Origin of the sequence: Consotaella aegiceratis, assembly GCF_036541425.1 — a bacterium.
GTDB classification, from domain to species: Bacteria; Pseudomonadota; Alphaproteobacteria; order Rhizobiales; family Rhizobiaceae; genus Consotaella; species Consotaella aegiceratis.
This window is the reverse complement of the sequence record NZ_JAZHFT010000003.1, coordinates 47,253-71,441: the sequence shown is the minus strand read 5'-3', so window position 1 is coordinate 71,441 and position 24,189 is coordinate 47,253. Positions and strand designations below refer to the sequence as shown.

Genomic DNA, 24,189 nt, shown 5'->3' with positions numbered 1-24,189 from the left:
CTTTGTCGGCAATCGCCTGCAGGACGTCCCCTGGACTGGATTGGAGCCACGTTAAGCCCACGCGGCGACCGGGCGTCTTCGAAACCGATATCCGGAAGGAATTGACCGAATTTCGGATGAAATTACGTTGGGCAAGTCCCTTCAATAGACCTGACCGCCCTCCTCCGTCGTCTCCCGTCGGCTATCGGCGCGAAAATCGGCCGCCAGACGCGAGCTCGCCCCGACAAGCAGACCGACGTCGCTGCCCACCGCCACGAAGGTCGCGCCAAGATCGAGATAGCGCCGTGCGAGCTCCGGGTCTGCGGTCAGAATGCCGGCGGCTTTGCCGTGGGACTGGATGCGCGCGATCGCGCTCTCGACCGCCTCCTGCACCGCCGACGCGCCGGGCTGGCCGAGAAAGCCCATGTCGGCGGCCAGATCGGCCGGTCCGATGAAGACGCCGTCGACACCCTCGGTCGCCGCGATGACATCGAGTGCCGCCACGCCGGCCCGGCTCTCGACCTGCAGCAGCAGGCAGATCTCGTCGTTGGCCGTCGTTAGATAATCGGCCGTGCGGTTGAACGCGGAGGCTCGCGCCAGTGCCGCGCCAACGCCACGCACCCCTTGCGGCGGATAGCGCGTGGCGCGCACCAGTTCGTGCGCCTGCTCGCCCGATTCCACCATCGGCACGAGCAGGGTCTCGGCGCCGATGTCGAGCACCTGCTTGACCAGCCACGTTTCGCCGATCGGCAGGCGGACGACCACATGGGACGGCGACGCGGCGAGAGCCTGCAATTGCGCGGTCAGCAACGGGATGTCGTTGGGCGCATGCTCGCCGTCGATCAGCAGCCAATCGAAGCCCGCTCCGCCGCAAATTTCGGCGGTATAGGCATTGGCCAGTGCCACCCAAAGGCCGATCTGCGGACGCTTGGCTGCGAGGACCTGCTTGAAGATGTTCCTCTTGGCGGGCATGGACGGCCTATTCGAAGTGGCTGCTGACGGTGCCGTAAGGCCCGAAATCGCCGACGATGGTGTCGCCGTGCCGAGCCTCGATCGGGCGGATGAAGGAGCCGGCGAGCACGATCTGCCCGGCTTCGATGCCGTCGCCGTAAGCAGCCAGGCGATTGGCGAGCCAGGCAATGCCGCGTGCCGGATCGTTGAGGACACCGGCTCCCAGTCCGGTTTCCTCGACCTCGGCGTTGCGCGAAACGATCGCGCCCACCCAGCGCATATCAACGTCGTGCGGCCGCATGGCCCGGCCGCCGACGACGATGCCCGCATTGGCCGCATTGTCGGCGATGGTGTCGACGACCGTGCGCGCCGTCCTCGTGGCGGGATCGACACGCAGGATGCGAGTATCGAGAATCTCCAGCGCCGGCGTGACGTAGTCGGTGGCGTTCAGCACGTCGAAGACGCTGGTATTCGGCCCCTCAAGCGGCGCCTTCATGACGAAGGCGATCTCGGCTTCGATACGCGGCTGGATGAAGCGGTCCTTCGGTATCGTCGTGCCGTTCTCAAACCCCATGTCGTCGAACAGCACGCCGGAGTCGGGTGTATCGATGTTCAGCGCATATTGCATCGCCTTGGAGGTCAGCCCGATCTTCCAGCCGATGATCTTGCGGCCCGCGGCGATCTTCCGCTTCACCCACGCGCCTTGAACCGCATAGGCGTCGTCCATCGTCATGTCGGGGTGCTTGAGCGACAACAGACCCGTTTGCACGCGCGTCTGCTCGGCCTCATCGAGCGCCTCGACCGCTGCGGCGACCGCCGTTTCGCTCAGCATCACGCGGGCTCGTCGGCGACGGTGTTGCGCAGGGTGCCGATGCCTTGCGCCTCCACCTCGACCACATCGCCGGGCGTCAGCCAGATCGGCGGATCGAAGCGGGCCCCGGCACCGGTCGGCGTGCCGGTGACGATCACGTCGCCGGGGGCAAGCGCGGTAAAGGTCGAGATGTAGGCGATGATCCTGCGGATCGAGAACACCATGCGGCTGGTGCGATCCCGCTGGCGCACCTCGCCGTTGACCCGCGTTTCCAACGCGATGTCGGCGATCTGCGCCTCCTCGGTAAATGGCACCAGCCACGGCCCCATGGCGCCGCTCTTTTCGAAATTCTTGCCCTGGGTGACGTTGAACTTGGCGTGCCGGGTCCAGTCGCGGATCGTGCCTTCGTTGCAGAGCGTCAAGGCCGCGACATGGTCGAGGGCGTCCGCCTCGCGGATGCGGCGGCCAGCCTTGCCGACGATGATGGCGATCTCGCCTTCATAGTCGAGCTGTGTGCTTTCGGGCGGCCGCATCAACGGCTGCTCGTGGCCGGTAAAGGACCCCGGAAAGCGAACGAACAGCGACGGGTTGGCGGGCGCCCCCTGGCCGTCCTTGTATTCGGCGTTGCGGTCGGGAAAGTTGACGCCGACACAGATGATCTTTTCCGGTGCCGGCACGGGGATTTGGTAGCGCATCTCGTCGGGGGAAACGTCCGGATCGAGAGCCCCGGCTTCGGTGAACAGGTGCATCAGGGCACCGTCCGCGACGACCTCGCGCAGCGTCGGCCATCGCGCGCCGTAGCGTGCCGCCAGGTCGATGAGGCCGCGATCCGTGACGAGGCCGTATTTGCGGACATCGCCAACGGAAAACGAGGCGAACTTCGGCAATTCCATCATAGGCTCCACCGCTCAGCCGATGCCGCCGAGGCAGACATATTTCAGCTCCAGAAATTCATCGATGCCGTATTTCGAGCCTTCCCGGCCGAGTCCGGAGGATTTGACCCCGCCGAACGGTGCCTCGGCCGTCGAGATCAGCCCCGTGTTGACCCCGACCATGCCGTATTCCAACGCCTCGGCAACGCGAAACACCCGCGACAATTCCTTGGCGTAGAAATAGGAGGCAAGACCGAACTCGGTGTCGTTGGCCTGGGCGATGACATCCGCCTCGTCGGTGAAGCGGAACAACGGCGCCACCGGCCCGAAGGTCTCTTCACGCGCGACCGCCATCTCGCCGGTCACATCGGTCAGCACGGTCGCCTCGTAGAAATTGCCGCCGAGCGCATGCCGCTTGCCTCCGAGCGCGACACTTGCCCCCTTGGCGAGCGCGTCCGCCACGTGCTCCTCCACCTTGTCCACCGCGGCCCCGTCGATCAAGGGGCCGAGCGTGACGCCTTCGTCGAAGCCGTTGCCGGTCTTCAGATCGCCCACCGCCCTCGCCAGCTTTTCGGCAAACGCCTGATAGACGCCGTCCTGGACATAGAGCCGATTGGCACAGACGCAGGTCTGGCCGTTGTTGCGGAACTTGGCGATCAGCGCGCCTTCCACCGCCGCGTCCAGATCGGCGTCGTCGAAGACGATGAACGGCGCGTTGCCGCCCAGTTCCAACCCCAGCTTCTTGATCGTCGGCGCGCACTGCCGATAGAGTTCGGCACCGATCTCGGTGGAGCCCGTGAAGGTCAGCTTCTTGACCAGCGGGTTTTTCGTCATCTCGCCGCCGATCGCACGCGCCGAGCCGGTGACGACGCTGAACAGTCCCTTCGGCAGTCCCGCCTTCTCGGCCAGCACCGCCAGCGCGATGGCCGAAAACGGAGTCTGCGAGGCGGGTTTGAGCACCATGGCGCAGCCGGCGGCGAGTGCCGGGCCGGCCTTGCGGGTGATCATCGCATTCGGGAAATTCCACGGCGTGATCGCCGCCACGACGCCGATCGGCTGCTTCGTCACCAGGATGCGCTTGTCCGGCTGGTGACCGGGAACGAGGTCGCCGTAGACGCGGCGCGCTTCTTCGGCAAACCACTCGATGAAGCTCGCGCCATAGACGATCTCACCGATCGCCTCGGAAAGCGGCTTGCCCTGTTCCAGCGTCAGGATGCGGCCGAGATCCTGCTTGTGCTCGATCATCAGATCGAACCATCGCCGCAGGATCGTCGACCGATCTTTCGCCGTGCGCTGGGCCCAGCATTTCTGCGCTTCGCCGGCCGCGACGATCGCGGACCGCGTTTCGGACGCGCCGAGCTTCGGCACGCGGCCGATCAGTTCGCCCGTGGCGGGATTGCGGACGTCGACGGCCTCCGTCGAGCCGGCGTCGATCCAATTGCCGCCGACAAGCGCCGCCTGTCGTAGCAGCCAGGGCGCGTCGAGGTCCACCGAATGCTCCTTCGTGTCTTGCACGCAGCGATGGCCGGCCCGCCGTTGGGGGAGCCGTCCCAAGAATGTCGCTCCGCCGGATCAGGCGATATCGAACAGCTTCAGCGCGTTGCCGCCCAGGATCTTCTCCTTCGCGACATCCGAGATATCGAGCCCCTGGATCGTCGGCACGCCGTCGAAGAACCAGTCCTTGCGGATCGGGTAGGACGCGCCATAGAGGATGTTGTCCTCGCCGATCACCTCGACCGCGCATTCGAGCTGCTTCTTGCCCCACTGCGGCGGACCGGAAATGTCGAAGAAGATGTTCTTGCGCAGCTGCTCGCGCAGATTGCTCTTGCCGGTGTCGAAACGGTCGACCGCATCGCCGTAGGTATGCTTGGGCGCCGGCACCAGCATGTCGGCGAAGGCGAAGAAGCCGCCGCCCAGCATCGAATGGCTGAGGCGCAGGTTCGGGAAGCGGTCGAACAGGCCCGAGAACAGCTCGCGCCCGACGGCCGTGGCCTGCACGATGCAGCGGCCGTACTGGCGGCGCTGGTTGTTGAAGTCGAGGATCGAACCATAGTCGACCGGCAGCGGCGTGTGGTGGACGACCACCGGCACGTTCATGTCGTTGAGGAATTCGAAATACGGAAAGAACGCCTCGTTATCGAGGTAGATGTCGCCATATTTGCAGGCCATCTGGACGCCCTTGAAGCCGAGCTCATTGAGGCAGCGTTCGACCTCGCGCAGCGTGGCCTTGTCGCCCCAGGGCGGCGCCACGGCCAGCGCGGTGAAGCGGTCGGATCGCGCGCAATACTCGGCCAATCCGTCGTTGACGCGCTTGGACGCCTCCAGATCCAGCCATTCCTGCCAGACGGGGATGCGGAACACGGCCTTGTCGACTCCGGCCTTGTCCATGTCCTCGAGCTGGCTGTCGATGTTGTACTGGCCCTCGGCGTAGTTGATGTTCACATAGCCCTTGGGCTCCTCGATGATGATCTGGCGCAGGTTCTTGCCCTGGATCTGCTCCATCCGCACGTGAATGCCGTTCTGGCGCGGGATGCAGCCCATCATCTTCTCACGCAGGTCCTCGTCCGTGAACAGCGTGTCCGGAAGCCAGTGCATGTTGGCGTCGACGATTGTCATTCGGTTTTCCTATCGTTCCAAATCATCTCAATCGGGGCGAAGCGCCCTGCGTCGGCGCGGTCATCGCCGGCGTCTCGCGTCCCGGAGAGGCCCGGCGCGCCGTTCTCAGGACTTCACGACCGTCTTGGCGGCACGATCTTCGTTGAAGAACGCCGCGTCGCGGAAGCCGACCGGGCCGGCGTCGTCGGGACGCTGCATGCCCGCCATGCGGTGGTATTCGAGGAAGATCGCCTCGCACTCTTCGAGCGGAAAGATGTCCTCGATGTTGTCGAAGGGCTGTCCCCCCGAACGTTCCTCGACGATCCGGCGCACAACCTCGGGGCCCTCGCCGCGGTTGGCGACGACGATGCGGTTGACGAACTCGCGCCGTTCCGCCTCGTAGGCCTTGAAGGCCTCGACCGGGTCGTCGATCTCGGCGAGCTTTTCGGACAGCACGCGGGTATCGACCAAGGCCTGGCAGACGCCGTTGCCGCCGCGGGGGTACATCGCGTGTGCCGCGTCGCCGGCCAGCGTCACGCGTCCGAACGACCACCGATCGAGGGGATCGCGGTCGACCAGCGGATAGATGTAGACCTCGCGGGCATTGCGGATCAGCTCGCCGACATCGAGGAAGTCGAGCTTGCACTCGTCGAACTTGTGCGCGATCTCGTCCGGCTCGATCCGCACGTTCCAGTCTTCCGCCGACTTCGGCTTGCCGTTCTGTTCGACGACCCAATTGACCAGCGTGTTGCCCTGGCCGTCGACGTCGTCGCGGATCGGATAGACGATCATCGAGCCCTGCGCGACCGGATCGCCGATATGAAGGATTGTGCCGCCGTCGCGATAGGGCGGGCGCACGGTGACGCCACGCCACATGGCGATGCCCGAATAGTGGCTGCTCTTCGATTCCGGCACGAGCTGGTTGCGCACCGCCGAATGGATGCCGTCGACGCCGATCATCACGTCGGCGCGCACCGTCTCGGGCACGCCCTCCTCGGCCTCGAACCGCATGGTGACGCCGCTCTCATTCTGCTCGAAGCTTTTCAGCCGCGCGCCGTGCACCACGGCTTCGGGCCCGAGTCTCTCCTTCACCGCATCGTAGAGCATCATCTGGAAGGTGCCGCGATGCACGAAACGCTGCTCGTGCTCGTAGCCCATGTGCTTGCCGCACTTCTCGCCGTAGATCATCTGACCGTAGCGGGTGAAGAACAGCGATTCCTTGGCTTCGACCGAGATGGCGCGGAATTCGTCCAGGAGCCCCAACTCGGTGACTTCCCTGGTCCCGTAGACCTTGACGTCGATGCCGACGCCGAGCGGCTTCAGCTCCTTCACGGCCTCGTAGAGCTTCGGCCGGAAGCCCTTCTGATGCAGGCGCAGAGCGAGCGCCAATCCGCCGGGCCCTGCACCGATGATCGCGATATCCAGCATCTCGTTTTTCCTTCTGAAGGGTGGTCGCGCCACAGGCGAGACCGCGGATCGGACCCCGCTCGCGGCGGAAAAACTGATCGCTCAGGCGACGGCGAGCTTCAGGAAGCGTTCGAGCGTCGGCAGATCCACCTGCAGCTCGGGCTGATGCGGCTCAAGCCCGGCAAACTGCGTGGCCTCCATGAACCATTTTTCCTGGGCGGGGAGGCCCCACTGATCCGCCCGCTTCGGATCGGCCAGGTCCCAGGCCATCGGCGGCTCGATGTCGATGGCCTGATAGTGGGTGTTGAACAGCTCGATCCGATGGCCGTCCGGATCGCGGAAATAGATGAACATCGCGCCGCTGATGCCGTGCCGGCCCGGACCGCGCTCCAGCGTCGGAGCGAAACCGAGTGCCCCGGCGACGTCGCAGGCATGCACCATATCGTGCGCGTCGCGCAGCAGGTAGGCGAAGTGGTGCAGGCGCGGCCCGGGGCCGTGCGTGAAGACGATATCGTGCGGATTGCCCTTGCGCTGCAGCCAGACACCCCAGAGATGCTCACCGCCCTCCGGCTTCTTGGAGAAGGTGTATTCGCTGAGCCGGAAGCCGAGCGGTCTGTAGAATTCGTACGACCGTCCGACATCGTAGGACTGGAGCTGCCAATGGTCATGGCGCTGTGCGCTGGCGCCGCGATACTTGTCGTAGGCCGTCATCATGCGCGGCCGGCGTTCCATTTCGGCGCAGAACTCGAGAGGCACGCCGAGACTGTCCGACACGTGAAGCGTCAGCCCCTGATAGGGAACGTCGACGAGGCTCGCCGCAACGCCGCGTTCGTCGAAATAGTCTTTGGCGGCCTTGATGTCGTCGTCGGTCCGCATTCGGAACCCGACGCGCTCGCAGCGCGGGGTATCGCCCTTGCGCAAAACCAGGCTGTGATGGCAGCTCTCCTCCCGGCCACGCAGGTAGAGCGCGTCGGAGTCCTCGTCGCTGACCACCAGCCCGACCAGTTCGGTGTAGAAGTGCTTGCTCGCAGCAAGGTCCCGGGCCGTGAGAACCGTATGGCTCGCCCGCGTGACGTCGAACGGCGGATGCAGAACAAAATCGTCCATGCTCATCGGCGTTTTCCTCCCTGCCCTGCATAGGCGACACCATCGTCGACGGCCGAATGCTCTCGATGGCCCCGCAGAGCTATCGGCGGAGGGGCGGCGCAGAACAAGCCGACTTGCGGCATTTGTTCATATTGCGAAATTTCGGCCGATCCAGCGAATCGCCACGGATCGTGAGACGGAGGGTCCGCTGACAATGTCCGCAATGTGAAAGAACGGGCCGGCTCACGTTGCGACGGTTCCCGGCGATTTCCAGTATGGCGCGGATTGTTGGGGGCAAGGCCCATGCGTCGCCAGGCGATGTCGTCCGACGACGCGGCAAGGCGCCAGCCGCTCGCCTCTTTCGGAAATTGCAGAGATCCAGGGATCAGGCCATGGCCAGCAGACAGAGCATCTATGCCGAGGGTTTCGCGCACAGGAATCCGGTGCCCGCGGCATGCCGCATCGGCCATATGGTCTATTCCGGCGGCATCCACGGCCTCGACCCCGAAACGGGCAAGACAGCGGAAGGGCTGGATCGCCAATGCGCGCTGATGTTCGCCCATGTGCGCGAGATCGTCGAGGCGGCCGGCGCCACCACCGACGACATCATCAAGGTGACACTGTGGATGAAGGACCGTTCGCAGCGGGCCGTGGTGAACCCGCATTGGGAGGCGATGTTTCCCGACCCGGCGAACCGACCGGCGCGACATGCCATGCAAGGTGATCTCCAGGGCGGCATGCTGATCCAGTGCGATTTCATCGCGGTGCTGGCCGACTGAGATTTCGCACCGACCGGCAAAACCGTCGGAACCGGCCGTCCCTCCCTTCGGGAGACGGGCGCGGCCTGGCAGGCACGGCGTCAGCCGGCCGAACTCACGACGCCGTCGCCATTGGTGTCGAGACGCGCAACGAGGTTGGAGAAAAGCGCGTTGAACTCCTCTTTCGTCACCTGGCCATTGCCATCGGCATCGCTCGCCTGGAAGGCGTCGACCATTTCGCCACTCATTCTGTCGAGCCAGAGGGTCCTGTATTCGTCGAGCGACAGCGTGCCGTCGCCGTCGCTGTCGAAGGACGCCATCTTCTTCGTGCGCGCTTGATCGACTTCGGACTGGGTGATGGAGCCATTGTCGTCCTGATCCAGTTCGAGCACCCAGTCGAGCGGCTCGGTTCGACCCCACAGACCGTGCTGCCCGCTCACCACAACGCCGGGCCGGGCATACGGATTCGCGCTGTCCTTGCTGCTCCCCGAGAGATGACCGTATGGGTTCTCGGCTTCGTTGTTCGTCAGCGGAAAAGGCGTGGCAATTTTTTCACTGAAGAACCCGGCATGCGCGGCCATGGTCCCGCCAAGCGAAAGTGCCAGCGCTACGGCCGTCAGGGTGGATGTCTTCCTCATCGGTATCGCTCCAGATTGGGTTTCCGACGGTCGACGAATAGCCGGCAGATGTCGCAGAACGATCCCGGCAAAACGGCGAAAGTGTCGCCGACCGTCGCAGTCGGGCGCGCCGCGACACGTTACGACAAAGTTCTTCGATAAATGGCGAACCGGACTGGTCCGGGGCGATCGAAAATTCGTTATATCTTGACTGCCGATATATCGGAATTAAGATTCCGGCCATGAGACACCGACATTCGGATAGGCCGGAGCCTGACTCTTCCCTTCCCGACGACCGCGATCATCGTGGCCACGGACATCGTCGATTTGGCCGGAGCGGTCGGTCCGGTTCCCGGTTGTTCGACTACGGTGACCTTCGACTGGTCATTCTGGCGATGATCGCCGAGCGGCCCCGTCACGGCTACGAGCTCATCAAGGCGATCGCCGATCATTCCGGCGGCCGTTACACGCCGAGCCCCGGCGTCATCTACCCGACGCTGGCATGGCTAGACGACGTCGGTTACGCCGCAATCGACACCCGGGAAGCCGGCCGCAAGACCTATCGCATCACCGCAGAAGGCGAGGCCTTTCTCTCCGCCAACCGCGCGGCCGTGGAATACCTGATGTCCCGCCGCCAAACGACGGAGACCCACGAAGCCCCTTTTCGGCTCATTCGCTCGATGAAGAACCTGAAGCGCGCGCTGCACCGTCGGCTCGAACATGGGCCGATCGACGAAGCCGCAGCCGAAACCATTGCCGCAGCGATCGACGCGGCGGCCCAGACCCTGGAGATTGTCCCCATGAACGATCAACCCCCGAGCGATCTTCCCGCCAAGAGCGTTGCCGAGGTGGCGACGCCGAGCGCCTCGAAATACCTGCAGCAGCTGTGCAAGCACTTCCAGAACAAGCGGCCCGTCACTTTCGATCCGAGCCAGGGCCAGATCGCCTTTTCGATCGGCGAGTGTCGGCTGGAGGCCGGGAACGACGTGCTGACCATGAAGCTCGCGGCGCCCGACGAAACGCAGTTGGCACAGCTCCAGGACGTCGTCGAGCGCCATCTCGTCCGCTTCGCATTCCGCGAGGAGATGCAGATCGATTGGCGCCCCGCATGACACCGCTGATGGACGACAAGGTTGCCGCCGTATTCGACGCCTATGGCGATCTCATCCGCCAGGAGCGAGCCTAGCGTGTCGGCCGTCCATCGGCCGTTCCGGAGGGCGAGCCGGATCGCCGCCTGCGCGCCATCGCGCCATCGCGCCATCGCGCCCGATGCGGCCCAAATGATCGCCTTGATCGTCAAGAGCCTCGAGCATCCGACGATCCTGGAGATCGGCACGTCCTACGGCTATTCCGGGATCTGGCTGGCCGAGGCGGCAAGGGCCACCGGCGGGCGCCTGATCACGATGGAGCAGCACGACTACAAGTCGGCGTTCGCACACGACATGGCGGTCAAGGCGGGCCTTGCCGACTGGGTCGAGTTCAAGGTGGGCGATGCCGTCCAGATGATCGCCGAGATGGAGGACGGGGTCGACTTCGTGCTGCTCGATCTCTGGAAGGACCTTTATGTCCCTTGCCTCCATGCATTCTATCCGAAGCTCAAGTCCGGCGCGATCGTCGCGGCCGACAACATGCTGCGGCCGGGTGGCGAGAATCTGAGGCGCTATAGCGAAGCCGTGCGCGCCAAGCCGGGCATGACCAGCGTGCTGCTGCCGGTCGGGACCGGGCTGGAGATCAGCCGGCTCGAACCGAACTGAGATCCGATCTCGCCCGATTGGTCGACAGCCGCTCGTGGCGTGCGGGGTCGCCGTAAGTTGCCGGCGACCGCTGACCCCTGCGCTGCCGCCTTGAGGCGCGGTCGAAGGCGCGGGCATCGTCGCCGGCACTGCTGCCGAGCGCCCCCGCTCGGCTCGCTTCCATAGCCGTCGACCGTGGCTTGCCGATGATCTCCGACCGGCTCAGGTCTGCCGGAGGTGCTTTTCGATGCAATCCTTCAGCCCCGCCACGTCACGACGACGAACCGCTTCGATCATTTCGAAATGCTCGTCGGACGACTTTTGCAGCCGGGCGAAGGATTTCCACTGCGTCAGCGGCGCGGCGGGTCCACGGCTGCGATATTCGGCGATCAGATTGGCGAGTTCGGCATTGCCGCATAAGGCATACATGGCGCCGTGAAAGGCCATGTTGGCCTCGAACTGGGTCAGCACCGTCCCGTGTTTGACCGCGTCTGCGAACGCCGCGGCCGCGGCCTCCAGGCGTTCAATGTCCTCGGTCCCGGCCCGCGCGGTGACGCCTTCGGCGGCCGCGCTTTCCAGGATCAGCCGGATCTCCCGGTTTTCGGTGACGCGCGGCTCTTCCAGCCGGAACACGTAATAGCCGCGATGCGGCTCGCGCTGCACGAACCGCTTGATCACCAGATTGTCGAGGGCGCGCCGCACCTCCAGCCGGCTACACCCGTACCGCTCCTGTAGATCGACCTGCTTCAGCCAGGTGCCGGGCGGCAGCTGACCGGTCTGGATATCGAGTGCAATCGCCTGTGTCACTTCGTCGGACGTTGCCACACCCGGCATGTCGACAGTCATCGCTTCTCCCAGCGCTCCGAGGTCGTCGGTCCTAGATACAGCGCCCCATGCGCTGCGCCAACTCCTGAGCGGAAAATCATCACCCAAAAAGTTTGCCTATTGCCGGATCACAAAAAGGATGCATAGATTGGCGCCAAAATAGAAAACATTTGGTGCGACATGAGTGAGGCGGTGTCTGAAACCCTCGACGAAAAGCAGGTGCGCGGGAAGCGTCTCTACGACACCGGAGCGACGACGATCCGCGCCTGCGAGGCTGATCCGCGCTTTTCCTACTGCCTTTATGTGCCGCCCGAGATCGACGACACGACCGAGATGGTCGTCGTCATGCACGGCACCGGACGCAGCTTCGTCGCCTATCGCGATGCCTTCGCCGAGTTCGGGCGCTGGAACAACTGCATCGTCCTGGCGCCCCTGTTCCCGGTCGGAGTCCTGGGGGACGGCAATCGCGACGGCTTCAAATACATGGTCGAGGGCGACATCCGCTACGACGAGATCCTGCTGGCGATGGTCGGTGAGATCGGCGACCGCTACAAGCGCGCCTTCGATCGTTTCGCATTGTTCGGCTATTCCGGCGGCGGGCACTTCTGCCACCGCTTCCTCATCCTGCACCCGGATCGGCTTTGGGCGGCTTCGATCGGCGCGCCGGGATCGGTGACGCGGCTCGACGCGGACCGTAGCTGGTGGACCGGCGTCGGCGATCTGGAGAGCCGGTTCGGCGTGGAGTTCCGGCCGAGCGCCATGGCCGCGGTGCCGGTGCAGATGGTGGTCGGGGCGGCCGACACCGAAACCTGGGAAATCACCCACAAGCCCGGCGGCCGCCACTGGATGGAGGGCGCCAACGATGCCGGCGCGACGCGGCCGGAGCGTCTGCGCGCCCTGCAAGCCTCCTTCGAGGCGGTCGGAATTGCGGTGCGGTTCGATCTCATCCCGAACATGGCGCATGACGGCATGCGCTGTCTCGATGCCGTAAAGACGTTCTTCGGCGACGTTCTCGCCGATCGCCGCAACGCCCGCTAGGCAAGGACACGAGCCATGGAGCATTCCGATCTGCCGTGCGCCGACGCCGACGAACTGATGCGGACGGCCGCGGCCCTGTGCGCCCTCGGCGAGAAGCGCTCGGGCTCGGACGAAGAGGCCAAGGCCGCCGAGATCATCTGCGATCGCCTGCGGTCCTATGGCTTGCAGCCCATCGTCGAGGAACACGACAACTATGTCGGCTATCCCACCCGCACCGAATTGCGGTTCGGCGGGCCGGATGGTGAGCCGGTCGAGGCGGTCGGCGTCGCCTTCGGCGGAGCGACCTCCGCCGAAGGCCTGACGGCCGAACTGATCGGTGCCGGCACAGGCAAGGCCGCCGACTACGCCTCGATCGATGTCGAGGGAAAGGCAGCCCTGGTGCGCGGCCTGCCCACCTATGGCGTGGTAAAGCTCGCGCTGCAGCACGGGGCTGCCGCCGTCATCTGCATGTCCGACGGTCCGCAGCGCCACAAGATGACGCTTTCGCCGGTGTGGGGCTCGCCGGCCTCCGAGGCGGAACTGGCACGGATGCCCCGTCTGCCCGTCGCCTCGATCAACAAGCCGGACGGAGAACGCTTGGCCGAAGCCGCGGTCGATGGCGGCCGCATCCATCTCGTCGCCGAGCATTTCGAGGGCTGGCGGAAAGTTCGCCTGCCGGTGCTGGACATCCCGGGACGCGAACCGGAGTTCCTGCTCCTGGGGTCGCACTATTGCACCTGGTTCGACGGCTCCACCGACAACATCACCGCCAATGCCCTCTTGGTCGAGGTGGCGCGGCTGATGGCGCAAAAGTCGGAGCCCCGCCGCTATGGCCTGCGCCTGGCCTGGTGGCCCGGCCATACGCACGGTCGATATTCGGGTTCCGGCATCTATGCCGACACCCATTGGCGGGACCTGCGCGACAAGGCGATCCTCTATTTCAACGTCGACAGTGTCGGCACCCGCGAGGCAACGCTCTGCCTTGCCCGCAATCAGATGGCCGAAATCGGCGATTTCTCGGCCCGGATGCTGGAGGAGATGGTCGAGCCGCTATCGCCGCAAGATCAGGCGCGCTTCGAGCGACAGTGGAAGCGGCCGGAGCCGTCGGGCGACATCACCCGGCCGAGCCGGTCCTCCGACCAGTCGTTCTGGGGCGTCGGGCTCACCTCGTTGCAGATCGTCTCCATGCTGCCCGCGACGGCCACTCCGACCGCTCGCCGACGATCAGCGGCTCCGGCGGCGCCTGGTGGTGGCACACGGAACATGAGACGCTCGACAAGATCGGCCCCGACATCCTGGCGCGCGACACCGACGTGCATTTCCGCATGATCGACGCCGTCACCGACGGCCCCGTGCTGCCGTTCGATCTGCGCGCGGTGGCAAACGAGATCGAGGGCGTGCTGAACGAATACGAGACGGCTGCGGCAGGCCGCATCGACCTGACGACGCTTTGGCAGGCTTGGCGTGGTTTCCGCGACGGCGCCGAGGCCTTGGCGGAGGGGGCTGAGGCGGCTGCGAAAAATCCGATTTCGGCTCTGTCCTACGACCGCACGCTGATGGCCGTCACGCGCCTCATCAACCCGGTGCTCTATCAGGCCGGGTCGGAATTCGCCCAGGATCCGGCGACCGGGACCCGGCTGCTGCCCGGCCTGGCGGGGCTTCTCGATCTGGCACCGGCCGACTCCGACGCCCTGAAGATGCAGACAATCGGACTGCGGCGACAGATCACCCGAACCGCCGATGCGCTCGTCCGCGCCACCCGGCATATCCAGCGAACCTGAGACCCGACAGATTACGGCCAGCAGAGAGGTATCTTGGCATGAGACTCATACGATCCCTGGCGACCGCCGGATTGCTCGCGTCCTCCGTCTTGGTGGCAGCCCTGCCGGCAAGCGCCCAGACGATGGTCATCGCCCGTCCCGCCGACTCGCAGTCGCTTGATCCGGGAGAGGCGCAGTCCATCGAGGACCAGAAGATCGGCGATTGGGTCTTCGACGGTCTGGTGAAGTTCGACGGCGAGAGCGTCGATGTCGTGCCGGCGCTCGCCAAGTCCTGGGACATTTCCGAGGACGGCCTGACCTGGACCTTCCATCTGCGCGACGACGTGAAATTCCACGACGGCACGCCGTTCGACGCCGATGCAGTGGTGTTCTCCTTCAAGCGCCAGTTCGACAAGTCCAGCGAATATTATTCGCCGCATTTCGTTCGCTGGCCGTCGAAATTCCCCGACATGACGGACGTCGTCGCGGTCGATCCGCAGACGGTGGAGATCAAGCTCAGCGCTCCGGCCCCGGCAATGCTGCCGAATCTGGCGATCTACATGAGCTATATCGTCAGCCCGACCGCGGTGAAGAAGGACCCCGAGGGGTTCCGCGAGCATCCGGTCGGCACCGGTCCGTTCAAGTTCGTCTCCTGGCAGAAGGACAACTTCATCGAACTCGAGCGCAACGACGACTACTGGGATGGCCCCGCCAAGCTGGACAAGGTGGTGGTCCGCGTCGTTCCCGACAGCGAGGTCGGAGTGGCGGTCATGCTGATCACCCATGATCTCGGCGTGGCCGCCGAGAACTGCGATCGCGTGGCGGTGATGTACGCCGGCCGCGTCGTGGAAGAGGGGCCGACGCGGGAGGTCTTCGCCAATCCCGCCCATCCCTATACGCGAAGGCTGCTGGCCGCCTATCCGGCTCCCGATGCGGTCGATCTCGAACCGATCCCCGGCAGTCTGCCGGACCTGATCGTGCCGCCCCCCGGGTGCCGCTTCGCCAACCGCTGCGAGCGGCGAACCGAGATCTGCAACGTCCGGCCCACCGACACCAGCCCGCTGCCGGGGCGACGCGTCGCCTGCTTTCACCCCCATGTCGACGAGAAGATCCATTGAACGCGGCGAGTGAGACAAGGCTCAGCGTCGACGACGTGACGCTCGACTTCCGGCTGTCCGGCGGCCTGCCCGGTTTTCTCGGCGGACAGCCGAAGGTGGTGCGGGCGGTCGACGGCGTGTCGCTGAGCGTCGAGCGGGGCGAGATCGTCGGGCTGGCGGGCGAGTCCGGCTGCGGCAAGAGCTCGCTCGCGAGGCTTTTGATGAACATGGAGGCGCCGAGCGCCGGCACCATCCGCATCGCCGGCCGCGACCTTTCGGAGATCGCCCGCGCGCATCTGCCTGCGCACATCCAGATGGTCTTCCAGGATCCGTTCACCTCGCTCAATCCGCGGCGGCGCGTCGGCGCGATCCTCGACGATCCCTTGGCCATCCACACCCGAATGAGCTCGACCGAACGGCGCGCCAAGGTGGTCGAGATGCTGGAGCGCGTCGGGCTGGGCGCCCAGCATGTCGACCGCTTTCCCCATGAGTTCTCCGGCGGTCAGCGCCAGCGCATCGCGATCGGCCGGGCGCTGATGCTGCAGCCGGATTTCCTGATCCTCGACGAGCCGACATCGGCGCTCGACGTCTCGGTGCAGGCGGTGGTGCTGAACTTCGTGCGCGAATTGCAGCGCGAGTTCGGCATCGGCTGCCTGTTCATCACCCACGACCTCAATCTGATGCGCTTCATGACCTCGCGCCTGGCGATCATGTATCTGGGGCGGATCGTCGAATACGGCCGCACCGAGGACATTTTCGCCGAGCCGAAGCATCCCTATACGCGCGCGCTGCTCGCCTCGACGCCGCAGTTGCGGCCCGGCCGCGACCCGAAACAGGGCAAGCTGGAGGGCGAGATTCCGTCCAATACGGCGCGTCCGCGCGGCTGCCCGTTTCACACCCGCTGCGCCTTCAAGATCGGGCCGATCTGCGAAGACGTCGCGCCGGCTCCGCGCCCCGTCGCCGGGCGCGACGTGCGCTGCCATCTGTTCGAGGAGACGCCGCTGCCGGCCGCCGAATCCGCCAGGGCGGAGGCCGTGCGATGACTTCAGCCGTGCTCATGATGATCGCGCGCCGGCTTGCGAACAGCCTGTTCGTGCTGTTCGCCCTGTCGATCATGATCTTCCTGTTCGTGCGGGCGATGCCCGGCGATCCGGTCGCCCAGATGCTCGGCGACGAGATGGTGACGCAGGATCAGTATGACGAATTGCAGGCCGAACTCGGCCTCGATCTCAGCCTGCCGGCCCAGTATCTCCGATGGGCCGGCAACGCCTTGCACGGCGATCTCGGTCGCTCGCTGCAATCGCAGGATCCGGTGCTGCCGACGGTCCGGACCAAGCTCAAGGCGACGGCCGAACTGGCCCTGGTGGCCGTGCTGATCGGCACCGCGGCCGGCCTGTTCCTCGGCTTCTGCGCGGCGGTCTGGCGTGGCAGCTGGATCGACGGCGGAAGCATGCTGCTCAGCCTGGCGGGCGTTTCCATGCCGGTTTTCTGGGTCGGCATCATCCTGATCGAGCTGCTGGCGGTCGAGTTCGATTTCTTCCCCACCGGCGGCATGGCCGACTACAGCACCATCATCCAGGCGGTCACCGGCTTCACCCTCATCGACGCGATACTGACCGGCAATTGGTCGGGCCTCGCCGACGTGCTCCATCATATCGTTCTGCCGGCCGTGACCCTGGCGACGGCGCCGGCCGCCCTGATCGCCCGCACCACACGGGCCAGCGTTCTGGAGGTGATCAACGAGGATTATGTGCGCGCCGGGCTGGCGCGCGGCCTCGGCTTCGGCGGCGTTTTGCTACGTCATGTGCTGCGCAATGCGATGATCCCGGTGATCACCGTCATCGGCCTGGAGATCGGCGTCTATCTCGGCGGTTCGATCGTCACCGAGAAACTGTTCTCCTGGCCGGGTCTCGGCAGCTACATGATGAACGCGATCTATTCCAACGACTACGCCGCCGTGCAGGGCGCCGTCATCGTCTACGCGATCATCGTCGTGCTGGTGAATCTGATCGTCGACGTCTCCTACGGACTGATCGACCCGCGTGTGCGAAACTGAGGAGACGGGGCGATGTCCTTGAACACCGATGCCCGCACATGGGCCCGCATGCGCGCCAGGGCCGAGCGCGGGCCACGCCGGCCGCTGCTGCCGGGGCGTCTCGGCCGGTTCGTCCAGCGCCGACCTCTGGCGGCGCTCGGCGCCGCCTTTCTGCTCGCGCTGCTGCTGATCGCGATCTTCGCGCCGTGGATCGCGCCCTACGCGCCCGATGATTATGCCGACGGCGTGCTGGTGCCGCCGAGTTGGGCGCATCCCTTCGGCATCGACCATCTCGGCCGTGACGTTTTCAGCCGGGTCATCTGGGGCAGCCGCATCTCGCTCTGGATGGGCTTTCTGGCGGTCATCATCGCAGTGACGGTGGGCACGGCTCTCGGCGTGGTCGCCGGCTATTTCGGCGGCATCGCCGAAGCGCTCACCATGCGCGCCGCCGATATCATGATGGCCTTGCCCTACGTGCTTCTGGCGGTGCTGATCGCCGGCGTCCTGGGGCCTTCGCTGCAGACCGGGATCATCGCCATCGGCATCGTGCGCATCCCGCGCTTCGCCCGGCTGGCGCGCGCCTCGACCCTCGCGGTCCGCGGGCTGACCTATATCGAGGCCGCCCACACGATCGGCGCCCCCCACAGCCGCATCATCCTGCGCGAGATCATGCCCAACATTCTGGGTCCGATCGCGGTCTACGCGACCTTGAGCCTCGGCGACGCCATCCTCGCGGCGGCGGTGCTGAGCTTTCTCGGGCTGGGCGCCCAACCGCCGACCCCGGAATGGGGCGCGATGCTGAACGATGCGCAGCAATATCTGTTTTCGGCGCCCTATCTGTCGATCCTGCCCGGTGTGGCGATCTTCCTGACGGTGCTGTCGTTCAACCTGATCGGCGACGGCATGCGCGACGCTCTCGACCCCAAGTCGAAGGCCTGAGTCTCGATCATCAGGCCACCGTCGTCTGCACAGACTGGTCGCGCGCCTTTCTTAAGCGTGTCCCGCCATGGGCTCCGCCCTGCCATGGGGGCTCCGACGGTGCTGGAGCGAAAGACCACGCCGCTCCTTCTCCTGGGCCAGCCACCGAGACGAAATTCGGTAAACGATCCTCGTGGCGCACGTCGCGAATGGCACCGGAAGCGCCACTCTTTGCGCTGGATCAAAAATTCCATTGACATACGAGTTTCGTACAAGTGATGCTAAGCCCTGTTTGCACACGAGTGCAAGCCACTAAACTAAACGGGGGCCTTCATGTCCATTTCGAACCTCAAGACGTCCATTTTCCTATCCAGCCCTGATGTTCGGGCTCGCATCCGGCGCTGCGGCCGAGACCTACACCATCAAGGTCTGGGCTGGTGGAACGAACGAAAATTCCATGTACCGCGTCGACGCGATCGAAATGGCCGCCGATATGCTGCAGCGCCAGGCCGCTGCGCAAGGCGAGGACCTGCAGATCACGGCCGAGAAGCAGAACTGGACCGGCTGGGACGATTTCAAGCAGGCGCTGACCCTGGCCGCCGAGTCCGGTAACGCCCCCAACATCATCGTCTCGGGTCACGAGGACATCGGCCCGTGGTCGGCTTCCAGCCTGTTGCGGCCGATCGAGGACTACGTCGACTTCGATTCCTGGCCGCTGAACCAGATCTATCCGAACCTCATCGAGATCGCCCAGTACAACGGCCAGATCTGGGGCATTCCGCAGGATGCCGAGGCGCGCGTCTTTTTCTATTCCAAGCCGGCCTTGAAGGCGATTGGCTGGACCGACGACCAGATCGATTCTCTGCCGGACCGCGTGCAGAAGGGCGAGTACACGCTCTACGACATGCTCGACGACGTGAAGAAGATGCAGGACGAAGGCGCGATCGAGCCCGGCAACGGCTTTGCGCCGCGCGTCAACAACGGCCCCGACTACTGGCAGTTCTACCAGAGCTTCGGCGGCGAGATGCTCGATGAAGAGAGCGGCAAGCTCATCTTCGACGAGCAGGCGATGCACGACATGTACCAGTTCTTCGTCGACGCCACCGAAAAGGGCGTGGTCTCCAAGACCTGGCTCGGCGGCGACTGGGACGAGTGGCACCGCGCGGTTTCGGCCGGCAAGTACGGCGCCTGGGACGGCGGCACCTGGCATTACGCCCAGTGGACCAAACAGTTCGGCCTGACCGACTTCTTCGATACCGTGCAGTTCTCGCTGATCCCGCAGGGCACGAAGGACAAGGGTCGGCCCAACTCGATCACCCATCCGCTCGTCTATCTGCTGTCGAGCGCAGGCACCGATGACGATGCGGCGATCGCCGCCCAGCTCGTCACCATCGCCTCCGATCCGCGCATCAACGCGCTGCATGCGGTGCAGTCGGCCCATCTCGCCATCGGCGAGAACGAGACCGAGATCCCGATGTACCAGAACGATCGCTGGCTCTCGGCGGCGAGCGAATATCTGCTGCCCCATACCAACGCGATTCCCAACACCGCCGACTTCGGCGCCTACTGGACCGCGATGTACAAGGGCCTGGAGTCGGCATGGACCGGCACCAGCAGCGTCGATCAGGCGGTCGCCAACGCCAAGGCGGAAGTGGAATCGAGCCTGGGAGACAAGATCATCATCCGCTGACAGGCCGGGACCGGGAGCCCTCCTCCCGCCGACCCTTCTGTCCGGGCAGGGCCCCATGCCCTGCCCTCTCCTCCCGTGGCGGACATTGAAACGATGAAACCCAAGACAAGCGCGCTGGGACTGGCGTTCCTGAGCCCGGCATTGGTGCTGCTGATCGCCCTGTTCTTCGCCCCCGTGGCGCTGACCGCGATCTTCGCCTTCACCAACATGAGCACCTCGACCGGCATCGGCCGCGGCGAATACGTGATCACCGACAATCTCCTGCGCTCGCTCTCCAACCAGGGCGTGCCGGCCGACGCGATCGAGGCGATCGGGCAAGGCGAATACGTCGTCGACGAGACAGGCATCGCCCAGGCCCGCGCTGCCGGCGTCGACGAGGATTTCGTTGACGAGATCGAGGACAGGCTCTCCGGCAAGACCTTCGAGACCGACACCGAGTTCGTTCGCGCGCTGAAGCAGCTTCGCTCCAAACCCCGCAGCATCCGCAAGCTGGAGCTCGCCGCGGAAGCCTTCACCCAGTCGGCGATGAACACGCGCTTCGACACCCGCCAGGACGTGGCCGAAGCGCTCGCGGCTTCGGCGCCCGGAGTGTCCGAAGAGACGCGCGAGCAGATCGTCGATGCCGCCTATACCGGCCCGGTCTTCACCGCCGACAACTTCCAGACGCTGCTGGAGCGCCCCGACACCTGGCGCATCATTCTCAACACCGTCTTCTATGTCGCCGTCACGCTCGCCTTCAACGTGCTCGTCGGCCTGTTCCTGGCGATCACCACCTTCTATCTGCCGCGGCGCACCGCCAGCATCTTCAGCGCGCTCTGGCTGCTGCCGCGCATCACGCCGGTCGTGCTCTACGCGATCATGTGGAAGTGGTTCACCTGGGACAATGGCTTCCTGCCGATCGTGGCGGAGCATCTGGGCCTGCCTTCCTTCAACTACATGAAAGGGTCGGTGCCCACCGCCTGGACCGTCATCATCCTGATCAACGGCTTCATCGGCGCCTCGTTCGGGCTGATCCTGTTCTCGGGCGCGCTCAGGACAATCCCGATGCAGCAGCTCTGGGCGAGCGAGGTGGACGGCGCCAACCGCTGGCAGCAGGTGACGCGCATCATCCTGCCGCAGATGCGCTGGCCGATCCTGTTCGTCACCAGCTACCAGACCCTGTCGCTGCTTTCCTCCTACGAGCAGATCTGGCTGACCACCAATGGCGGGCCGGGCAGCACCACCACGGTCTGGGCGCTGGAGGCCTTCCACACCGCGCTCTTCAACTACTCGGGCAACCTGCAATACGGGCTCGGCGCGGCCATGGCGCTGATCCTCGTGGTCATCGGGCTGAGCCTGTCGATCCTCTACCTGATCCTGTTCAAGTTCGATGATCTGGTCTCCACCCCGCGGATCGAGTTCTGAGGAGGCCCCCAGATGACACGCAACTTCGCCGTCCTGCCGATCATCGCGATCCTCGTGCTGATCAGCCTGCCGCTGTTCATCATGTATGGCTTCCTGATCCTCGACACCGTCACCGACGCGCCGCCGGGATCGCTCATCCCGACGTCGTTCACCCTGCGCCACTGGGACTTCCTGTTCCACGGCACGGCCATCGGCAGCGTCTGGCCTGCCACGCGAAACAGCCTCATCCTGGCGTTCTCGATGGTGGCGATCGTCCTGTCGATCTCGTCCACCGCCGGCTACGCCATCTCGCGGCTGAACCTGCCGTTCCGGCGCTTCTTTCTCGCCGGCATCCTGGTCATGCATGCCTTTCCGGCAGTGACGCTCATCATCGGCACCTTCCTGGTGCTGAACTTCACCGGCCTCTACGACAGCATGATCGGCGTGATCCTGGTCAAGGGCACGCTGTTCCTGCCGTTCGGCATCTGGGTGATGAAGGGGTTTTACGACGCCGTACCGTGGGAGATCGAGATGGCCGGCGTCCAGGACGGGGCCAGCCGCTTCACGGTCTGGCGCCGGCTCATCCTGCCGCAGATCAAGCCTGGCCTGGTGGCGCTCGGCGTCTTCGCCTTCATCGACGGCTGGAGCGAATACCTGCTGCCCCGGATCCTGTCGCCCTCCTCCGACTTCCGCGTGCTTTCGGTGTTCCTGAACGAGCTCTCGAACGCCGACGCGCTCACCTTCGACTTCAATCTCTTCAAGTCGGTCGGCCTGTTCTACACCCTGCCGATCATCCTTCTCTTCATCATCTTCCAGAACAAGCTCATGAACATCTTCGGCGGAGGCACGAAAGGCTGATGCAGGTCGTCCTCGACAATTTCACCAAGACCTTTGGCGACTACGTCGTCATCAAGGACATGAATCTCACCGTCAACGACGGCGAGATGATCGCGCTGCTCGGTCCCTCGGGCTGCGGCAAGTCGACGACGCTGTTCGCCATCTGCGGCATCCACCGGGTCAATGGCGGGCGCATCCTGTTCGGCGATCGCGACGTCAGCAACCTGCCGAGCCAGAAGCGCAATGTCGGCGTCGTGTTCCAGAACTACGCGCTCTACCCACACATGCGGGTGCGCGATAACATCGCCTTTCCGCTGTCGATCCAGAAGCAGAGGATGAAACCGGCCGACATCGAGCGCGAGGTCCACGACATCGCCCGGCTGATCCACATCGAGGAACTGCTCGACCGTCGTCCGGCCGAGCTGTCGGGCGGCCAGCAGCAGCGCGTCGCCCTCGCCCGCGCCCTGGTGCGCAAGCCCGACGTTCTGCTGCTCGACGAGCCGCTCGCCAATCTCGACGCCAAGCTCCGGCTGGAGATGCGCTCCGAGATCCGCCGCATCCAGCTGGAAACGGGCATCACCGCTATTCTGGTGACCCATGACCAGGTAGAAGCGATGTCGATGTGCGACCGCATCGCCATCATGCGCAAGGGCGAGATTCAGCAGATGGCGAAGCCCGCGGACATGTACCGCAACCCGGTCAACCAGTTCGTCGCCGGCTTCCTCGGCAATCCGCCGATCGTCTTCCTGGAGGGCAAGGTGGTGGCAGAAGGTCGCTTCGAGACGGCGCAGGGCCTGACCCTGCCGCTGCCTTCGCGGCTCGGCGGGCTCGGCCTCGGCCAGCCGGTGACGGTCGGGGTGCGGCCGGAACATTTCGGCACGGTGGGCAGCACGACCATCGCCGGTCGTGTCACCTTCGTCGAGCCGCAGGGGCGCGAGTCGCTGTTCGACGTGGAGGTGGCGCCGGGCGCGGTGCTGCGCTCGGTCCAGCCGGCGCGCGACGACGTCGCCATCGGCGACGCCGTGACCTGGCCGCTCGACGTCGAGCGTCTGCTGGTGTTCGACGCGAACGGGGCGACGCTGTGAGCCGAGACGTTCGGTATCCGTGGCCGGCGCGGAGAGACGGACGTCCCCTCGGCATCGGCCATCGCGGCGCCTCGGCGCACGCGCGGGAGAACACCCTTGCCTCCTTCCGTGCCGCCGCCGAACTCGGCGCCGAGATGTGGGAACTCGACGTTCGCCTCACCGCCGACGGCGTCGCCGTCGTCTCTCACGACGCCGCGCTGGCCCGCGTCCACGGCGTCGAGGGCGAGATCGCGGCGCTGCCGCTGGCGACGCTGCGCGAACGGGCGCCGGCCCTGCCGACGCTGGCCGAAGTCGTGGATCTCGCCGCAACGCTCGATCAGAGCCTCTATGTCGAGATGAAGGCGGAGGGTGCCGGCGCGGCGGCGATGGAAGTTCTCGCCGCCAAGGGATTTCGCCGTGCCGCGCTCGGCAGCTTCGACACCGGCCACGTTCGCGACCTCGTCGCCGCCGACTGCCCCTGGCCCGTGGCTGTACTGGTCCGCCTCGGCGAGGATCCGTTCGCCCGCGCCGAGGACAGCGGCGCCGACATCATCCATCTGTGCTGGGAGCGCGGCGGGCCGACGCCGCAGACCCTGGTGACGCCGGAGCTGATCGCCGAGGCTGAGCGACGCGGGCTTGGCATCGTGCTCTGGCACGAGGAACGCCCCACCGTGCTCGACGCACTCCTCGCGCTGCCCGTCCTCGGCATCTGCTCCGACCAGCCGGAGCTCATCGGCGGCTTCCGCAGCCTCGG

General features: G+C 65.3%; 23 protein-coding genes and 1 pseudogene. 15 read left to right on the top strand and 9 right to left on the bottom strand.

The annotated features are described in order from the left end of the window. Positions 1 to 141 precede the first annotated feature (141 nt). From hpaI to hpaD, 7 genes are all read right to left on the bottom strand, one after another. Positions 142 to 951: a 4-hydroxy-2-oxoheptanedioate aldolase gene (gene hpaI, locus SMD10_RS03440; protein ID WP_331684254.1), complete on the bottom strand. Its 810-nt coding sequence runs from the start codon at positions 949 to 951 to the stop codon at positions 142 to 144. Between the two features lie 7 nt (positions 952 to 958). Next, positions 959 to 1,762, bottom strand: a complete 804-nt coding sequence (gene hpaH / locus SMD10_RS03435; protein WP_331684253.1) for a 2-oxo-hept-4-ene-1,7-dioate hydratase — start codon at positions 1,760 to 1,762, stop codon at positions 959 to 961. After that, positions 1,762 to 2,634 (bottom strand): fumarylacetoacetate hydrolase family protein, encoded by an 873-nt coding sequence (locus SMD10_RS03430; RefSeq protein WP_432757173.1) that lies wholly within the window; start codon positions 2,632 to 2,634, stop codon positions 1,762 to 1,764. Before SMD10_RS03430 ends, hpaH begins: the two co-directional genes overlap by 1 nt. Before the next feature lie 15 nt (positions 2,635 to 2,649). After that, positions 2,650 to 4,104 (bottom strand): NADP-dependent succinate-semialdehyde dehydrogenase, encoded by a 1,455-nt coding sequence (gene gabD, locus SMD10_RS03425; protein ID WP_331684252.1) that lies wholly within the window; start codon positions 4,102 to 4,104, stop codon positions 2,650 to 2,652. Positions 4,105 to 4,185: 81 nt separating this feature from the next. Further along, the gene (locus tag SMD10_RS03420) at positions 4,186 to 5,229 is read right to left on the bottom strand and encodes an amidohydrolase family protein (protein ID WP_331684251.1); all 1,044 of its coding nucleotides are present in this window, start codon (positions 5,227 to 5,229) and stop codon (positions 4,186 to 4,188) included. Positions 5,230 to 5,334: 105 nt separating this feature from the next. Continuing rightward, on the bottom strand, positions 5,335 to 6,636 hold the full coding sequence (locus tag SMD10_RS03415; protein WP_331684250.1) for an FAD-dependent monooxygenase: 1,302 nt from the start codon (positions 6,634 to 6,636) through the stop codon (positions 5,335 to 5,337). Positions 6,637 to 6,717: 81 nt separating this feature from the next. Further along, entirely contained in the window at positions 6,718 to 7,728 is a 1,011-nt protein-coding gene (gene hpaD, locus SMD10_RS03410; RefSeq protein ID WP_331684249.1) for a 3,4-dihydroxyphenylacetate 2,3-dioxygenase, read from the bottom strand. 365 nt (positions 7,729 to 8,093) lie between these two features. Here hpaD and SMD10_RS03405 point away from each other — a divergent pair, with 365 nt between their 5' ends. After that, positions 8,094 to 8,480, top strand: coding sequence for a RidA family protein (locus tag SMD10_RS03405; RefSeq protein ID WP_331684248.1), 387 nt, complete (start codon positions 8,094 to 8,096; stop codon positions 8,478 to 8,480). A gap of 80 nt (positions 8,481 to 8,560) precedes the next feature. Here SMD10_RS03405 and SMD10_RS03400 read toward each other — a convergent pair whose 3' ends face one another. Further along, the gene (locus tag SMD10_RS03400; protein ID WP_331684247.1) at positions 8,561 to 9,040 is read right to left on the bottom strand and encodes an EF-hand domain-containing protein; all 480 of its coding nucleotides are present in this window, start codon (positions 9,038 to 9,040) and stop codon (positions 8,561 to 8,563) included. Positions 9,041 to 9,432: 392 nt separating this feature from the next. On the opposite strand from SMD10_RS03400, the gene SMD10_RS03395 reads away from it, so the two are divergent. Further along, positions 9,433 to 10,188, top strand: coding sequence for a DUF2218 domain-containing protein (locus SMD10_RS03395; protein ID WP_331684246.1), 756 nt, complete (start codon positions 9,433 to 9,435; stop codon positions 10,186 to 10,188). A 75-nt stretch (positions 10,189 to 10,263) separates the two neighbouring features. Next, the gene (locus tag SMD10_RS03390; protein ID WP_331684245.1) at positions 10,264 to 10,830 is read left to right on the top strand and encodes an O-methyltransferase; all 567 of its coding nucleotides are present in this window, start codon (positions 10,264 to 10,266) and stop codon (positions 10,828 to 10,830) included. A 201-nt stretch (positions 10,831 to 11,031) separates the two neighbouring features. Here the strand turns inward: SMD10_RS03390 and SMD10_RS03385 are convergent, their stop codons facing one another. Next, positions 11,032 to 11,655 (bottom strand): GntR family transcriptional regulator, encoded by a 624-nt coding sequence (locus tag SMD10_RS03385; protein ID WP_331684244.1) that lies wholly within the window; start codon positions 11,653 to 11,655, stop codon positions 11,032 to 11,034. Between the two features lie 159 nt (positions 11,656 to 11,814). Here SMD10_RS03385 and SMD10_RS03380 point away from each other — a divergent pair, with 159 nt between their 5' ends. The 12 genes and pseudogenes from SMD10_RS03380 to SMD10_RS25560 form a co-directional block, all read left to right on the top strand. Further along, entirely contained in the window at positions 11,815 to 12,672 is an 858-nt protein-coding gene (locus tag SMD10_RS03380; protein ID WP_432757172.1) for an alpha/beta hydrolase, read from the top strand. Positions 12,673 to 12,687: 15 nt separating this feature from the next. After that, entirely contained in the window at positions 12,688 to 13,980 is a 1,293-nt protein-coding gene (locus SMD10_RS03375; protein ID WP_331684242.1) for a M28 family peptidase, read from the top strand. Next, positions 13,977 to 14,432: a hypothetical protein gene (locus SMD10_RS03370; protein ID WP_331684241.1), complete on the top strand. Its 456-nt coding sequence runs from the start codon at positions 13,977 to 13,979 to the stop codon at positions 14,430 to 14,432. Before SMD10_RS03375 ends, SMD10_RS03370 begins: the two co-directional genes overlap by 4 nt. Before the next feature lie 38 nt (positions 14,433 to 14,470). Beyond that, the gene (locus SMD10_RS03365; protein WP_331684240.1) at positions 14,471 to 15,529 is read left to right on the top strand and encodes an oligopeptide/dipeptide ABC transporter ATP-binding protein; all 1,059 of its coding nucleotides are present in this window, start codon (positions 14,471 to 14,473) and stop codon (positions 15,527 to 15,529) included. After that, positions 15,526 to 16,551: an ABC transporter ATP-binding protein gene (locus tag SMD10_RS03360; protein ID WP_331684238.1), complete on the top strand. Its 1,026-nt coding sequence runs from the start codon at positions 15,526 to 15,528 to the stop codon at positions 16,549 to 16,551. Before SMD10_RS03365 ends, SMD10_RS03360 begins: the two co-directional genes overlap by 4 nt. Beyond that, a complete protein-coding gene (locus SMD10_RS03355) occupies positions 16,548 to 17,564 on the top strand; it encodes an ABC transporter permease (RefSeq protein WP_331684237.1) in 1,017 nt (338 codons plus the stop codon). The genes SMD10_RS03360 and SMD10_RS03355 overlap by 4 nt, the downstream gene beginning before the upstream one ends. Positions 17,565 to 17,576: 12 nt before the next feature. After that, positions 17,577 to 18,482 (top strand): ABC transporter permease, encoded by a 906-nt coding sequence (locus tag SMD10_RS03350; RefSeq protein WP_331684236.1) that lies wholly within the window; start codon positions 17,577 to 17,579, stop codon positions 18,480 to 18,482. A 358-nt stretch (positions 18,483 to 18,840) separates the two neighbouring features. Then, entirely contained in the window at positions 18,841 to 20,151 is a 1,311-nt protein-coding gene (locus SMD10_RS03345) for a type 2 periplasmic-binding domain-containing protein (RefSeq protein WP_331684235.1), read from the top strand. A gap of 93 nt (positions 20,152 to 20,244) precedes the next feature. Then, positions 20,245 to 21,555, top strand: a complete 1,311-nt coding sequence (locus SMD10_RS03340; protein ID WP_331684234.1) for a carbohydrate ABC transporter permease — start codon at positions 20,245 to 20,247, stop codon at positions 21,553 to 21,555. A gap of 12 nt (positions 21,556 to 21,567) precedes the next feature. Beyond that, a complete protein-coding gene (locus tag SMD10_RS03335; protein ID WP_331684233.1) occupies positions 21,568 to 22,392 on the top strand; it encodes a carbohydrate ABC transporter permease in 825 nt (274 codons plus the stop codon). Then, the gene (locus SMD10_RS03330) at positions 22,392 to 23,456 is read left to right on the top strand and encodes an ABC transporter ATP-binding protein (RefSeq protein WP_331684232.1); all 1,065 of its coding nucleotides are present in this window, start codon (positions 22,392 to 22,394) and stop codon (positions 23,454 to 23,456) included. Before SMD10_RS03335 ends, SMD10_RS03330 begins: the two co-directional genes overlap by 1 nt. Further along, a pseudogene (locus SMD10_RS25560) lies at positions 23,453 to 24,169 on the top strand (glycerophosphodiester phosphodiesterase); the annotation flags it as partial. The gene SMD10_RS03330 and the pseudogene SMD10_RS25560, both read left to right, overlap by 4 nt. Between the last annotated feature and the right edge of the window lie 20 nt (positions 24,170 to 24,189).

Coding starts and splice junctions, on each gene's coding strand:
- hpaI (WP_331684254.1), bottom strand. CDS start 951: ATGCCCGCCAAGAGGAACATCTTCAAGCAGGTCCTCGCAGCCAAGCGT.
- hpaH (WP_331684253.1), bottom strand. CDS start 1,762: ATGCTGAGCGAAACGGCGGTCGCCGCAGCGGTCGAGGCGCTCGATGAG.
- SMD10_RS03430 (WP_432757173.1), bottom strand. CDS start 2,634: ATGGAATTGCCGAAGTTCGCCTCGTTTTCCGTTGGCGATGTCCGCAAA.
- SMD10_RS03420 (WP_331684251.1), bottom strand. CDS start 5,229: ATGACAATCGTCGACGCCAACATGCACTGGCTTCCGGACACGCTGTTC.
- SMD10_RS03415 (WP_331684250.1), bottom strand. CDS start 6,636: ATGCTGGATATCGCGATCATCGGTGCAGGGCCCGGCGGATTGGCGCTC.
- hpaD (WP_331684249.1), bottom strand. CDS start 7,728: ATGAGCATGGACGATTTTGTTCTGCATCCGCCGTTCGACGTCACGCGG.
- SMD10_RS03405 (WP_331684248.1), top strand. CDS start 8,094: ATGGCCAGCAGACAGAGCATCTATGCCGAGGGTTTCGCGCACAGGAAT.
- SMD10_RS03400 (WP_331684247.1), bottom strand. CDS start 9,040: ATGGCCGCGCATGCCGGGTTCTTCAGTGAAAAAATTGCCACGCCTTTT.
- SMD10_RS03385 (WP_331684244.1), bottom strand. CDS start 11,655: ATGACTGTCGACATGCCGGGTGTGGCAACGTCCGACGAAGTGACACAG.
- SMD10_RS03380 (WP_432757172.1), top strand. CDS start 11,815: ATGAGTGAGGCGGTGTCTGAAACCCTCGACGAAAAGCAGGTGCGCGGG.
- SMD10_RS03375 (WP_331684242.1), top strand. CDS start 12,688: ATGGAGCATTCCGATCTGCCGTGCGCCGACGCCGACGAACTGATGCGG.
- SMD10_RS03370 (WP_331684241.1), top strand. CDS start 13,977: ATGATCGACGCCGTCACCGACGGCCCCGTGCTGCCGTTCGATCTGCGC.
- SMD10_RS03365 (WP_331684240.1), top strand. CDS start 14,471: ATGAGACTCATACGATCCCTGGCGACCGCCGGATTGCTCGCGTCCTCC.
- SMD10_RS03355 (WP_331684237.1), top strand. CDS start 16,548: ATGACTTCAGCCGTGCTCATGATGATCGCGCGCCGGCTTGCGAACAGC.
- SMD10_RS03350 (WP_331684236.1), top strand. CDS start 17,577: ATGTCCTTGAACACCGATGCCCGCACATGGGCCCGCATGCGCGCCAGG.
- SMD10_RS03345 (WP_331684235.1), top strand. CDS start 18,841: ATGTTCGGGCTCGCATCCGGCGCTGCGGCCGAGACCTACACCATCAAG.
- SMD10_RS03340 (WP_331684234.1), top strand. CDS start 20,245: ATGAAACCCAAGACAAGCGCGCTGGGACTGGCGTTCCTGAGCCCGGCA.
- SMD10_RS03335 (WP_331684233.1), top strand. CDS start 21,568: ATGACACGCAACTTCGCCGTCCTGCCGATCATCGCGATCCTCGTGCTG.
- SMD10_RS03330 (WP_331684232.1), top strand. CDS start 22,392: ATGCAGGTCGTCCTCGACAATTTCACCAAGACCTTTGGCGACTACGTC.